Here is a 12,384-nt window from a genome sequence, read left to right on the forward strand (position 1 = left end):
AACCTCCCGGGCAAGGACCTATTGGCACCGGGCGACCGTTCGCTCGGCGTGGTATCTGAGTTTCATCATGTCTTCTTCGTGCGGCGACAACTTGATTTGCATCAAACACAGCCGAAAGGGCTGTATCGGTGTCTGCGGTACCGGCCAATAGCGCTTCGTTTGATCCGGGTCAATTTTTCCAGAACCAGCGCGAAGCAGCCTCGGGTTCTACCCTGAACTAAGGTACAACTGGATTCCCCCGTCTTAGAGCCGTCGTCATGACCGAAACCCTGGGCTTTGCCAATGCTGCCGCTGCGCTGGGAATCGGCTTGCTGGTGGGGCTTGAACGCGAGCGGCGTAAAGGCGAGGACGACAGGCGCGACTTCGCCGGCCTGCGGACCTTTGCCATCACTTCATTGCTGGGGTATGTCACGGTTTGGGCCGGCGGACCGTTATTGCTCGGGTTCGTCGTGCTCGCGTTGGGAGCATTGGTCACGACGGCGTATTGGCGAAATCTTGAGAAAGACCCCGGCATCACCAGCGAGGTGGCGTTGTTCGCGGTATTGGTCCTGGGCGCGCTCTGCGTCAGTGCTCCGGCCCTGGCCATCGCGATTGGCGTGGTGATGGTCGGGCTGCTCGCCAGCCGCCAGCCGCTGCACCACTTTGCCCGCAGCCAATTGACCGCGGCCGAACTGCGTGATGGCCTGGTGCTGTTGATCGCGGCGCTGGTCGTGCTACCGCTGGCGCCGGATCGTTTCCTCGGGCCTTACAACGCAATCAACCTGCGCACCATTTGCACCCTGACCGTCATGCTGATGGCGGTGGGGGCGCTGGGGCATGTTGCGGTTCGCACCCTTGGCACCCGCTACGGTTACGCCCTTAGCGCGATTGCCTCGGGGTTCGCCTCCGCGACGGTGACCATTGCGGCCATGGGCAATATCGCCGCAAAGCAGCCGGGCAACCTCAAGGTGTTGAGTGCCGCCGCCGTGTTATCCAACGTGGCGACGCTGGCGCAGATTGCGCTGATCCTCGGCGCAGTGGAACCTGCCCTGTTGCGCTGGATGTGGGGGCCGTTGCTGTGCGGCATGCTGATGACCCTGGCCTACGCCGCAGTGCTGGTGTTTTATCGTCCCAAGATGCAGGTTGATGAGCAGATCAAGGTAGGCGGAGCTTTCAGTCTCAAGCTGGCGTTAATGATGACGCTCATGATGACCGGTATCACCGTCCTGTCCTCGGCGATGCTCGACGGGTTCGGGCAGGCCGGTGTGATCGTGACGGCGATCTTCAGTGGGCTGGCCGACGCCCATTCCTCGACAGCCTCCATCGCTTCTCTGGCCAAGGCCGGGTTGTTGCCCTCCGATGGCATCGCCGTGCCGGTCTTGATGGCGGCGAGCACCAACTCACTGAGCAAATGCGTGGTGGCCTGGCTCAGTGGTGGGCGCGGTTTCGCCGGGTATGTCATTCCCGGGCAGGTCCTGGTGACGCTGGCGTGGTGGGCCGGGCTTATGCTCCCAAGTCTGTAGGGCCTCGCGCTAGCGTCCGGGATTAAAGATAGAGCCGGTGGATGACCTGCCGGGTATCGTCGGGGTCGGTGCGGGTCTCAAACCCCAGGCTATGGGCCAGATCCCGCATCGCAGCATTACTGGCAGCATCGACGGAGTACATCTGGGTGTACCCGTTCTTGCGTGCGACATCGATCAGATGTTCCATCAACAACGTACCGAGCCCCAGGTGTTGCCAAGGATCGGCGACGGTCACGGCGCACTCGCATTCGTGTTCGGTGATCGCGCAATAGCGACTGACACCGATCTCGATCAACTGGCCGTTGTCATGGGCCAGGGCGACGTAGGCCATACGAGTCTTGCAATCGACATCCATCAATTGATCGAGCATGGCTGTGCCGGGCTCATTGATTTGCGCCAAGAAGCGCATGTGTCGCGACTCGGGTGACAGGCGCTTGATGAAATCGTATTCGCGCTGCCGGTCTTCCTCCCTCAGCGGCCTGATCAGTACATGCCGGCCGTCTTTCAGTGCCTGTATCCAGTGCTTGCCACTGATACTGGCATACATGGCAGCGGCGCGTTCGTTATGGTCTCTGACAGTGAGCATGATGCAATCCTCCATCGGATGTGAGCGTGCGGTGAGGCAAAAAGCTGCGCATTCGATAGTGTTCTACGCCGGCTGCGACGATCGATTATGATCTGGATCAGTGCTCGTGTATTCGCTCGTCGATGGTCCGCAGCTTGAATCAGATCAAACCGTTTGTGGCCTTGATGGGCGCACGCTTGCAGCACGGGCGAGCTCTGGGCATGAAGCAAGAGCCTTGTATGACCTTAGCGTCCCTTGTCCTGATATAAATCAAGTCGGGCTCATTCCTTCGTCGCAGAATCAGGCATGGCAAGCCGTTCGATAACGGTTCGGTGGTTTACCTGCCAACCTGTTTTTTGCGGAGGACGTGATGAGCGATTTTCTTGGCGCCGATCAACTGGAAGGTATGGACGCCTACTGGCGAGCGTCCAATTACCTGGCCGTGGGGCAGATCTACCTCAAGGACAACCCCTTGCTGCGCAAGCCGCTGCAACGCAGCGACATCAAGCCACGCCTGCTGGGCCATTGGGGCACGACGCCGGGCCTGAACCTGATTTACGTGCACCTCAATCACCTGATCAAGACCCACGACCTGGACATGATCCTGATCACCGGCCCCGGTCATGGTGGCCCGGCCATCGTTGCCCAGAGTTACCTGGAGGGCAGCTTCACCCAGTGTTATCCCGCAGTGGAGCAGAACGAAAACGGCATGCTGCGTCTGTTCCGGCAGTTCTCCTGGCCTTACGGATTGTCCAGCCATGTCTCGGCACAGATTCCTGGCTCCATCCATGAAGGCGGGGAGTTGGGTTATTCCCTGGCCCATGCCTATGGGGCGGCGTTCGATAACCCGGACCTGATCGTGGCCTGTGTCATCGGTGACGGCGAGGCTGAAACCGGTACGTTGGCGGCGAGCTGGCATTCCAACAAGTTTCTCAACCCCCGGCGTGACGGCGCGGTATTGCCCATTCTGCACCTCAACGGCTTCAAGATTGCCAACCCGACGCTGCTGTCGCGCATCAGTGAAGACGAGCTTTCGGCGCTGCTGTATGGCTACGGCTACGACCCTTATTTTGTCGAAGGCGATGACCCGCACACCGTTCACCAGCAGTTGGCCAGGACCCTGGATGGCATGTTGCTCAAGATCCGCGAAATCCAGCGCACGGCCCGCTCGTCGGGGCGTGCGCCGGAGCGTCAGCTCTGGCCGGTGCTGGTGTTGCGCACGCCCAAGGGCTGGACCGGTCCGAAGTTCGTCGACGGCCAACAGGTCGAAGGCACCTGGCGCTCCCACCAGGTTCCGCTGAGCCATTTCGACCAGCCCATGCATTTGACGCTACTGCAACAATGGCTCGAGAGTTATCGGCCCCAGGAATTGTTCGACGCCAACGGTACGTTACGGCCGCAGATCGCTGCGTTGGCGCCGACCGGCCATCGGCGTCTGGGGGCCAATCCCAACGCCAACGGTGGTTTGCTTCTGAAACCGTTGGAACTGCCCCGGTTTACCGAGTATGCCCTGGCGTTTTCCGAGCCCGGCAGTGTCCAGGCCGAGGCCACCCGCGTGCTGGGCGGTTTTGTGCGCGACGTGATGAAGCTCAACCTCCAGGCCGGTAACTTTCGTTTGTTTGGCCCCGACGAAACGGCCTCCAATCGTCTTGATGCCGTGTACGAAGTCAGTGGCAAGGCCTGGATGGCCGCGCAGGAAAGCGGTGATACAGACCTGGATTGCGAAGGCCGAGTGATGGAGATCCTCAGTGAGCAGGTCTGTGAAGGCTGGCTGGAGGGGTATCTGCTGACCGGCCGTCACGGGTTGTTTTCCTGCTATGAAGCGTTCATTCATATCGTCGATTCGATGTTCAACCAACACGCCAAATGGCTCAAGACCGCCGCCCAGATACCCTGGCGCAGACCGATTGCTTCGCTCAATTACCTGCTCACGTCCCATGTCTGGCGTCAGGATCACAATGGCTTTTCCCATCAGGACCCTGGGTTCATTGATCTGGTGGCGAACAAAAGCGCGGACGTGGTGCGCATCTACCTTCCGCCGGACGCCAATTGCCTGTTGTCTATTGCCAGTCACTGCCTCAAGAGTCGCGATTACATCAATGTGATCGTGGCCGGCAAGCAACCGGAGTGGCAATGGCTGGATATCGATTCGGCCATCCGGCACTGCTCGATCGGCATCGGTCGCTGGGCTTTCGCCTGCAAGGACGATGAAGACCCCGACGTGGTGATGGCCTGCGCCGGTGACGTGCCGACCCTGGAAACCCTGGCGGCTGTCACGCTGCTGCGTGAGTACGTTCCCGACCTGCGCGTGCGGGTCGTAAACGTTGTTGACCTGATGGCCCTGCAACCGCCGCAACAGCATGCCCATGGGTTGCCTGACGCCGAGTTCGATGGGTTGTTTACCGTGGATAAGCCGGTGATTTTCGCCTTTCACGGTTACCCGTCGCTGATCCACCGGCTGGTCTACAAACGGCATAATCACGACAACTTCCACGTACGCGGTTTCATGGAAGAGGGCGCCACCACCACGCCGTTCGACATGGCGGTCATCAACCACCTGGACCGCTACCAACTGGCCCTCGATGTCATCCAGCGCGTGCCACGGTTGCAGCCACTGGTGGCGCGCGCCCGGGATCGTTACTGGGCAACCCTGGAGAAACATCAGCTGTACCTCATCGAGCATGGCCAGGACCTGCCCGAAGTCTTGGACTGGCGCTGGACGCCGACGCCGCAATAACCGCAACACGCCCGCGGCATCGACGCTGCGTCGCTTCGCCGGGATACCGCGACAAAGTGGAATTCTGAACGATTGCCATCGAGCGCAATGTCGCTCACCTAAGAAAGTAGATGATCCCGTGGCGAGGGAGCTTGCTCCCGCTTGAGTGCGCAGCACTCACAAAAAAGGGCCTGCTGCGCAGTCCAGCGGGAGCAAGCTCCCTCGCCACAGGTTCATTGCATTCAGCTTGAAATAAACCCAGCTACAAAAATAAGCCCTCGTCGGTGGCCGGTGAGGGGCTGGGTATCCAGCTTTCAGTCAGCCTTGATCGGCACGACTTTTTCCGCCTTCAGTGCTTCAGGCTCTTTCGGCAGAGTCAGCGTCAGCACGCCCTTGCTGAACTGGGCTTCGATCTTGTCGCTATCGACGCCCTTTGGAAGGTTGAACACCCTTTCGAAGGAGCCGTAATGGCGTTCGGACAGGTGATAACCCTTTTTCTTTTCCTCCTTGGTTTCTTTTTTCTCCCCCTTGATGATCAGGTTGCCGTTGGCCAGGCGGATTTCGATGTCCTTCTGGTCCATGCCGGGCAGTTCTGCGGTGATTTCAAAGCTTTTTTCCTTCTCGCTGATGTCCACGGCCGGCAGGCTGGTGGCGAACTCGCGGCGCCAGAAGGGCTCGACATCGAACAGCCCGCGACTGAAGGGAGAAAGCCCTGTGCCTCGGTTGAAATCATCGAACAGGTGATCCACCTGCTGACGGAGTTTTTCCAGCGGATGCCAGGGATCCGCCTTGGCGGGTTGCTGTGTTTTGTTATCGGTACTGACCGGCATTTTTTTCACTGAATTGGACATTTGATCTTCCTCTTTGGTGATGTCCGGACCGCCTCTGGCGCCATTGCCAGGGGCAGACCCGGACGGATCAATGCACGCTTGCAAGCTTTACAACGACAGTTGGCCGGACCAGAGCATCCAACCGGCTGAGTTTTCTGAGACGAGAGTTTCGATCACCTTCGTTGACGCAAAAGGATCGAATGCTGGCTATTAATCTTGGCGTGAAGGCGTTGTGGGGTATTGACTTAGATCAGAGTTGAGGCAGGGCAGGGACGCGATTGTTGTCACTGCTCAGTGTGACGATGGCAACCGGTGACCTTTTGCTTGAGACCGGGCAGGTCGAGAATCGTCACATTGCGTCCACGCATATCCACCAGGTCCTCCTGACGTAGGTGGGCGATGCTTCGACAGATGGTTTCCAGGCGCAAGCCCAGGTAGGAGCCGATGGCTTTGCGACCCATGCGCAACACAAAATTCTTGGAGGAATAGCCGCGCATGTTAAGCCGTTGTGACAGGTTCAAGATGAATGCCGCCAGGCGTTCATCGGCATTCATGTTGCCCAGCAATAGCAACATGTCGTGGTCGCGTACGATCTCCTGGCTAAGGAGTTTATTGAGGTTGTGCTGCAACGATGGCAAGTCGTGGGCAAGTTTCTCCAATAGGCTGAACGGCAGCGGGCAGACTTCGCTGTCTTCCAGGGCTATCGCATTACAGGCGTAATGATCGTTACTGATAGCGTCCAAGCCGAGCATTTCGCCTTGCATCTGGAACCCGGTGACCTGTTCGCGACCGTCCACCGACAAGATGCTGGTCTTGAAGAAGCCCAGCCGCACCGCATACAACGAGCGCAACGGATCGCCGGTGCGGTAAAGCACCGTCCCCTTTTTGACCTTCACCCGCTGGGCGATCAGGGTATCGAGACGCTCGACTTCACCGCACGTCAGCCCAATGGGCAGGCACAGTTCAAGCACGCTGCAACTGGAGCAAACGGATTTGAGGGTATGCACGCGCAACAGCTGGGAATTGGACTCCGCCATAGTGAAACCTCCTTTTGAAGCAATGTTAGAGGTTAAACGCGGTGAGCCTGTTTGATGAGTACCGACTGTCTATTGGCGCGCGGCTAGAGAAAAACCGCAGGGATAATGATTCGTCGCTTAGCGCGCATTTGAAAATGGGCATAAGAGAGGTCGCGCTTCAGAATCCTCGACCCGCACCGACTCAGGTGGTATTGCTACAGTTCCTTGCAGCTGCGGGGATGTACTACTACTGGCACGGAAATCGATCATGACGAAAGGCTCTTCCTTCCAATCGCTCGGCTGTGCCGAGTGCCGCAACCATGAGGCGTTGGGGTTCGATTTCACCATGGCCTTCCAGCCAATTTTCAACGTCCGAACGCGCGCGGCGTTTGCTTATGAGGCGCTGGTCAGAGGCCTCAATGGCGAGTCGGCGGGGTACATCCTGGGGCTGGTGAACGACAGCAATCGCTACCGATTCGACCAGGCTTGCCGGGTGAAGGCCATCGAAGAAGCCGCGAGGCTGGGCATCCTGGATATTCCGGACTGCTTGCTGAGTATCAATTTCCTGCCCAACGCCGTGTACCGGCCCGAAACCTGTATCAGGGCAACATTGGAAGCGGCGCGCCTGACCAATTTTCCGCCGGAAAGGCTCATGTTCGAAGTGACTGAAGGCGAGAGAGTGGACGACCCGGATCATCTCAAGTCTATTTTCGTGGAATACGAGCGCCAAGGTTTCACCACCGCCATCGACGATTTTGGTTCTGGCTATTCGGGCCTCAACCTGCTGGCCATGTTCCAGCCGCAGGTGCTGAAGATTGATATGGCGCTGACCCGAGGCATTGATCAAGACTCGGTCAAGCAGGCGATCGTCGAAGGCATCATCCTGGTCGCCGGACGCTTGGGGATTCTGGTCATCGCCGAAGGTATCGAGACCCCTGAAGAAAGCTCGACGCTTTTAGGCATGGGTATTGATCTGATGCAGGGGTATTTGTACGCGCGGCCTGAGGTCGGTCGCCTTGCGGTGGGTAGCTTTGACTAGAAATCATGGGGTTGTCGGTGAAAGTGATTTCACTTTGTGCGTTTCAGTCATGACATGGGCCGGCGGCACAAGCGCTTTTATCAGGGACAGTGGACGTCAGAATAATACGAACAGCCATCACCACACCCACAAGCACACCCGCAAGACCTGCTGCCTCTGGAAGTGTTGGCAGTCGGTGATGAAACAACAAGCCCAGTAGCGTGGCGAATAGCGACTCCAGGGATATCAGCTGCCCGGAAAGCACCATGGGCAGGCGACGGGACGCTGCGTTCCACGCCCAGGCCCCGACGACCGACGACATCAGGGCGATAGCTAAACCCCAGGCGTACAGATGTCCCGCCAGGGAAATTCCGAAGCCCAGGCTTGGTAGCTTGAGGAGATCAAGTGCGTGCACCGCCGGCAAAAGACATAACGCTCCTATCCCAGCACCGACCATCATCAGACCGGTCCAGGCACCTGATGTCTCGGCCGGGAGATTGTCCAGGGCGCCCTGGTTCAACCAACTGAACACGAGCCACAAGAGTACGGCACCGATCGAGAAAATTACGCCTGTCAGCCACGAACCATGGTCGTTCAGGGGCTGATGGATGCTGCTGATGTTCGACAGCAATAGCCCGCCCGTTAAAAAAACCAGCGGTATCGCCAGCCTTCGCCATTGAAGGGTTTTGTTCGTGGCATTGCCGAGCAGGGCCTGCAAGACCGGCACCATGCCAATAAACGCCGGCGTCAGCACCGGCCCGGCAAAGATGACGCCTGCGGCAATACAGCTGCTGTAACCCAGGTATCCGATGACACCCAGGCTTGCACCAAGCACCTGCTGATCGCCGCGCAAGAGCCGAAGCTGGGCTCGACAGAACATCATGACACCCACGCCCAGCGCACCGGCAATCAAAAACCGTATGACCATCAAGTCGTAGATCGTGTAGTCACCCGTGACGTAAGGCGCAATGAAATTCAACGCCCAGCTCAGCGTAGCGACGACGGCAAGGCTGACTCCGGCGAGGGTGTTCGAGTGAGGGGTGGGCATTCATTTACATCCATAAGGCATTCAACCTATGTTGCCGAGTGTCGCGGCTATGCTACAAACGAGTTCTCGGCCCTGGATGCATTACCCCTGATTATGAATACCCTTGGAAAGTCATTGCCGCCGCTGGCCAGTCTGCTGCCCTTCGAAGCGGCTGCGCGGTTGGAGAGTTTCTCCAAAGCCGCCGAGGAACTGCACATCACCCAAGCGGCGGTCAGTAGGCAGATCCGAGGGCTTGAAGAGGATTTGGGACTGAAGCTTTTCTGCCGCCGTAACCGCGCTGTCTTCCTGACACAGGAAGGGCGCGAGTTAGGCCGTGTGGTGAGCACGGCGTTGCAAAGTATCAGCGACAGCGCCGTCACCCTTCGCCAATCGCCGGCTAAAAACCGCGTCGTGTTGCTGTGCCAATTGTGCGAAGCGTTCTACTGGCCGCGCCTTTCGACCTTTCACCAGCGCTACCCGGAAATCGAGATCCAGGTGGCTACATCCACCAGGCCCTTGACTGAGTTCAGGGAGCATTTCGACGTGGCGCTCCAAAGCACGGGGCGGCCCAGCGGTGCGCATATCCTGGCGTTTACTGCGGCTGATGAAGTGTTTCCTGTGTGCAGTCCGCATTACTTGCGTACCCCCAAGCGGCTGCCAGTCAGTGCCCTGCAATCCCACACCCTGCTGCACTATCGCGCCACGCCACCGCACTGGATGCAGTGGGATGGCTGGCTACAGGCGTTTGGGCAGCCATTGGATGGCGCTTCCCAGGGCAGGGTGTTCGATAGCTACCCGTTGATGCTTCAGGCGGCAGTCGAGGGGCATGGCATTGCGCTGGGGTGGGAACGAACCGCCGCAAGGCTCATTGAAAGCGGCGCCTTAGTGAGACCTTGCGCAGAAAGTGTCCCCTTGCCGGACGCAATCTCTGTTTTCAGGCGGCCGGGTGGGGAAGGTCGGGTCGAGGTGAGTGCGCTGATCGATTGGCTTGAAAATGAATTGCGAGTTGATAGCTGAAGGCGCGTTCGACTGTCCTTTTTTGCCAATCGTTATTCAATCTGTGAAGTGGCCGCCTCTGCAGTAATGGCAGCCCGGACGCTGGGGCGCGCCTCGATTCGCGCCATGAATGCCGTCAGCACGGGCCAGTTTTCGATATCGATATTGAAGAACGGCAACCATTTGAGAACAGTGAACAAGTAACCGTCGGCCAGGCCAAAGGTGCCCATCAGGTAGTCTTGCTTCTCAAGGGCCAGGGTCAGGTAGTCAAAGCGCTTGAACAGTTTTTGTTTGAAGATTGTCTTGGTCGACTCCGGTATATCGGCGTTGAACAGTGGCGCACAACCGCTGTGAATCTCCGTCGAAATGAAGTTCAGCCACTCCTGGAGACGAACCCGTTCCCAGGTGCCATGGGCCGGCGCCAATGCGTTACCTGGGACAAGATCGGCCAGGTACTGAACGATGGCAGGCCCCTCGGTCAGCACCTTGCCGTTGTCCAGCATCAAGGCGGCGACGTAGCCTTTGGGGTTGATGTCCAGGAAGTTCAGCCCGTCAGCGGTTCGCTTGGTCTGGTTGTTGACCCGGACCAATTCAAAGGCGATGCCCAGTTCTCGTAGCACGATGTGTGGGGACAATGAACAGGTCATGGGGGCAAAGTACAGTTTCATGGGGCTCCTTGGATCTCGATGCATTTCCGATGGCGGACCGTTGTTTGGTTGCGGCGCTAGAATCCGTCAGAGCGGGTGACTTTCGCAAAGGACTTATTGAGTGCTAGCGTATGACAAAATCTCATGAGTGCCGCGAAGTCATATGGCTGCCAGAATCCCTTCCCTTAATGGTTTGAAAGCGTTCGAGTCGGCTGCTCGACACATGAGTTTTACCAAGGCCGCCGAGGAGTTGAATGTCACGCAAACAGCCATCAGCCATCAAATTCGCCGGCTCGAAGATGAGCTGGGCGTTCGGCTGTTCTTGCGACTCAAGGACGGCCTGGCCCTGACAAGTGAAGGCCAGGCATATGTGCCCGGAATACGCTCGGCCTTCCATGAGATTTGGTATGCCACTGAACAGCTGCTGGAAACCTGCAATAACAGCATATTGACGATCAGTACCCTGGTTTCTTTTGCCTCCAAATGGTTGTTGCCTCGACTGGCGTCTTTCCAGGAGGCATTTCCCGGTATTGACGTGCGCGTGACGGCGTCCACCGAATTGGTGGACTTGCGTAAGGGGGGAGTTGACGCGGCGATTCGTTACGGTTTTGGCGACTGGAAGGGTTTGCGCGCTGATTGGTTAATGTCCGATGACATTTTTCCCGTGTGCAGCCCCAGGTTATTGGAAGGTCCCAGCGCGTTGAAAAACCCGGCTGATTTGGCCAGTCAAACATTGCTTCAGGTCAGTGGCATGACCAGTAACGACTGGAGCGATTGGTTGAGTGCCGCAGGACAACCGAAACAATTGGCCGAAGGCTCACGGCTGACGTTTGACCTTGCCATGATGGCCGTACAGGCTGCCGTCGACGGTTTGGGTGTCTGCATTGGACGCTCGAGCTACGTCGATGATGATCTGAAAGCGGGACGGTTGGTGGCACCGTTTAACCTGAGCTTGCAATCTGATCTCGGCTTCTATCTCGTGACGCCGCTTGAACTGGCCCACTCGAAAAAAGTGGAGGCGTTCAGAACCTGGTTGATGGATCTGGTGAATCACTCGGACACACCAACATCAATGAAGTGCTAGGCCGATTCGAGTGAACCTGCCTCTCGCCGCTGAACCTGCCGGGCTTCCGTGCGCACGACAATCCAGATTCCGACGCCGGATACCGCCATGCCCGCTGCCATTTGCCATGACAGCGGTTCGTTGAACATGGCCCACGCCCAGAGCATCGTAATGGGCGGGCTGAGGTACAAGACGCTGGCGACTCGGGTGGCTGTCGTGCGACGCAGGCACAGCCAATAGAGTCCATATCCGCCGATCGTGGACAATCCCGCCGTCCACAAGACGCTCAATGCAAAACCGCTACTGGGTATCGGTGCCAGGCTGCCCTGGCTTCCCTCGATCAGGGCGAACGCGAAGCCTGACACGCAGCATTGCAGCCACAGGTTGGGCAGCAGGCCCAGGGATTGCGCGGGTGGCAGATACTTTTGCCACAGTGTCGCGACGGCGAGCGAAAGCATCCCCAGCAACGGCAGGCCATAGGCCCACAAAGGCGCGTCGCCCCACGCCAGCGCGCCATGGGTCACCCATGCAACACCGAGCAGGCCGATGACCAATCCTGCCCAGATCTGCCAGGCCAAGCGTTGCCCAAGTACACCTGCCGCCAACAGTGCCAGGCCCATCGGCAGCAGGTCAGCGAAAAGCGCGGCAAGGCCGGCGGGCACTCCCAGGGCGATGCCTTGGGTGATCCCCGCCAAGTAGCCAGCCATCGCCAGGAGGCCGATGCCGGCATTTTTCAGCAGTACCGAAAACGACGTGCGCCGCAGTTGCTTGGCCACGAAGGGAAACAGCACGAGCGTGACCACGACGCAGCGCCAGAACACCACCAGCATCGCGGGCGCGTAATCGAGGGAGAACCGCGCGCCGATGAATCCGGAGCTCCAGGTCAGCAGCAATGCGGCCTCAAGCAAGGGCAGTGCAATGACCGGGCACCAGCGAGGGCGAGCGAGGGAAGGGCAGGAAATCGATTTGGTCGGATTCATGACCCCAGACTACGAAAGCCGCGT

General features: G+C 58.5%; 11 protein-coding genes. 5 read left to right on the forward strand and 6 right to left on the reverse strand.

Translation table 11 applies throughout. The features are described 5' to 3' along the window. Window positions 1-257 precede the first annotated feature (257 nt). Window positions 258-1,502 carry an MgtC/SapB family protein gene (locus QNH97_RS11745; RefSeq protein ID WP_283556963.1) on the forward strand — a complete coding sequence of 415 codons (1,245 nt, stop codon included), beginning with the start codon at window positions 258-260 and terminating at the stop codon, window positions 1,500-1,502. Window positions 1,503-1,524: 22 nt separating this feature from the next. Here the strand turns inward: QNH97_RS11745 and QNH97_RS11750 are convergent, their stop codons facing one another. Further along, entirely contained in the window at window positions 1,525-2,088 is a 564-nt protein-coding gene (locus QNH97_RS11750) for a GNAT family N-acetyltransferase (RefSeq protein ID WP_283556964.1), read from the reverse strand. 349 nt (window positions 2,089-2,437) lie between these two features. On the opposite strand from QNH97_RS11750, the gene QNH97_RS11755 reads away from it, so the two are divergent. Next, window positions 2,438-4,804 (forward strand): phosphoketolase family protein, encoded by a 2,367-nt coding sequence (locus QNH97_RS11755; protein ID WP_283556965.1) that lies wholly within the window; start codon window positions 2,438-2,440, stop codon window positions 4,802-4,804. A 293-nt stretch (window positions 4,805-5,097) separates the two neighbouring features. Here QNH97_RS11755 and QNH97_RS11760 read toward each other — a convergent pair whose 3' ends face one another. Beyond that, entirely contained in the window at window positions 5,098-5,634 is a 537-nt protein-coding gene (locus QNH97_RS11760; protein ID WP_283556966.1) for an Hsp20/alpha crystallin family protein, read from the reverse strand. Window positions 5,635-5,897: 263 nt separating this feature from the next. Continuing rightward, window positions 5,898-6,650 carry a fumarate/nitrate reduction transcriptional regulator Fnr gene (gene fnr, locus QNH97_RS11765; RefSeq protein ID WP_283556967.1) on the reverse strand — a complete coding sequence of 251 codons (753 nt, stop codon included), beginning with the start codon at window positions 6,648-6,650 and terminating at the stop codon, window positions 5,898-5,900. A gap of 247 nt (window positions 6,651-6,897) precedes the next feature. On the opposite strand from fnr, the gene QNH97_RS11770 reads away from it, so the two are divergent. Beyond that, window positions 6,898-7,668 (forward strand): EAL domain-containing protein, encoded by a 771-nt coding sequence (locus QNH97_RS11770; RefSeq protein WP_283556968.1) that lies wholly within the window; start codon window positions 6,898-6,900, stop codon window positions 7,666-7,668. 43 nt (window positions 7,669-7,711) lie between these two features. Here QNH97_RS11770 and QNH97_RS11775 read toward each other — a convergent pair whose 3' ends face one another. Continuing rightward, a complete protein-coding gene (locus QNH97_RS11775; protein WP_283556969.1) occupies window positions 7,712-8,695 on the reverse strand; it encodes a DMT family transporter in 984 nt (327 codons plus the stop codon). Window positions 8,696-8,788: 93 nt separating this feature from the next. Between QNH97_RS11775 and QNH97_RS11780 the strand changes: the two genes are divergently transcribed. Next, window positions 8,789-9,691 carry a LysR substrate-binding domain-containing protein gene (locus QNH97_RS11780; protein WP_283557468.1) on the forward strand — a complete coding sequence of 301 codons (903 nt, stop codon included), beginning with the start codon at window positions 8,789-8,791 and terminating at the stop codon, window positions 9,689-9,691. A gap of 32 nt (window positions 9,692-9,723) precedes the next feature. On the opposite strand, the gene gstA is transcribed toward QNH97_RS11780, so the two are convergent. Continuing rightward, window positions 9,724-10,338, reverse strand: coding sequence for a glutathione transferase GstA (gene gstA, locus QNH97_RS11785; RefSeq protein ID WP_283556970.1), 615 nt, complete (start codon window positions 10,336-10,338; stop codon window positions 9,724-9,726). Window positions 10,339-10,480: 142 nt separating this feature from the next. Between gstA and QNH97_RS11790 the strand changes: the two genes are divergently transcribed. Then, on the forward strand, window positions 10,481-11,401 hold the full coding sequence (locus tag QNH97_RS11790; RefSeq protein ID WP_283556971.1) for a transcriptional regulator GcvA: 921 nt from the start codon (window positions 10,481-10,483) through the stop codon (window positions 11,399-11,401). Here QNH97_RS11790 and QNH97_RS11795 read toward each other — a convergent pair. Further along, window positions 11,398-12,360 (reverse strand): DMT family transporter, encoded by a 963-nt coding sequence (locus tag QNH97_RS11795; RefSeq protein WP_283556972.1) that lies wholly within the window; start codon window positions 12,358-12,360, stop codon window positions 11,398-11,400. The genes QNH97_RS11790 and QNH97_RS11795 overlap by 4 nt on opposite strands. Window positions 12,361-12,384: the final 24 nt, after the last annotated feature.

This window comes from Pseudomonas sp. G2-4 (genome assembly GCF_030064125.1).
In the GTDB taxonomy this organism is placed as follows: Bacteria; Pseudomonadota; Gammaproteobacteria; order Pseudomonadales; family Pseudomonadaceae; genus Aquipseudomonas.

Excerpts from the sequence above, each read along its gene's own strand:
- QNH97_RS11745 (WP_283556963.1), top strand. The coding sequence starts at position 258 with ATGACCGAAACCCTGGGCTTTGCCAATGCTGCCGCTGCGCTGGGAATC.
- QNH97_RS11750 (WP_283556964.1), bottom strand. The coding sequence starts at position 2,088 with ATGCTCACTGTCAGAGACCATAACGAACGCGCCGCTGCCATGTATGCC.
- QNH97_RS11755 (WP_283556965.1), top strand. The coding sequence starts at position 2,438 with ATGAGCGATTTTCTTGGCGCCGATCAACTGGAAGGTATGGACGCCTAC.
- QNH97_RS11760 (WP_283556966.1), bottom strand. The coding sequence starts at position 5,634 with ATGTCCAATTCAGTGAAAAAAATGCCGGTCAGTACCGATAACAAAACA.
- fnr (WP_283556967.1), bottom strand. The coding sequence starts at position 6,650 with ATGGCGGAGTCCAATTCCCAGCTGTTGCGCGTGCATACCCTCAAATCC.
- QNH97_RS11770 (WP_283556968.1), top strand. The coding sequence starts at position 6,898 with ATGACGAAAGGCTCTTCCTTCCAATCGCTCGGCTGTGCCGAGTGCCGC.
- QNH97_RS11775 (WP_283556969.1), bottom strand. The coding sequence starts at position 8,695 with ATGCCCACCCCTCACTCGAACACCCTCGCCGGAGTCAGCCTTGCCGTC.
- QNH97_RS11780 (WP_283557468.1), top strand. The coding sequence starts at position 8,789 with ATGAATACCCTTGGAAAGTCATTGCCGCCGCTGGCCAGTCTGCTGCCC.
- gstA (WP_283556970.1), bottom strand. The coding sequence starts at position 10,338 with ATGAAACTGTACTTTGCCCCCATGACCTGTTCATTGTCCCCACACATC.
- QNH97_RS11790 (WP_283556971.1), top strand. The coding sequence starts at position 10,481 with ATGGCTGCCAGAATCCCTTCCCTTAATGGTTTGAAAGCGTTCGAGTCG.
- QNH97_RS11795 (WP_283556972.1), bottom strand. The coding sequence starts at position 12,360 with ATGAATCCGACCAAATCGATTTCCTGCCCTTCCCTCGCTCGCCCTCGC.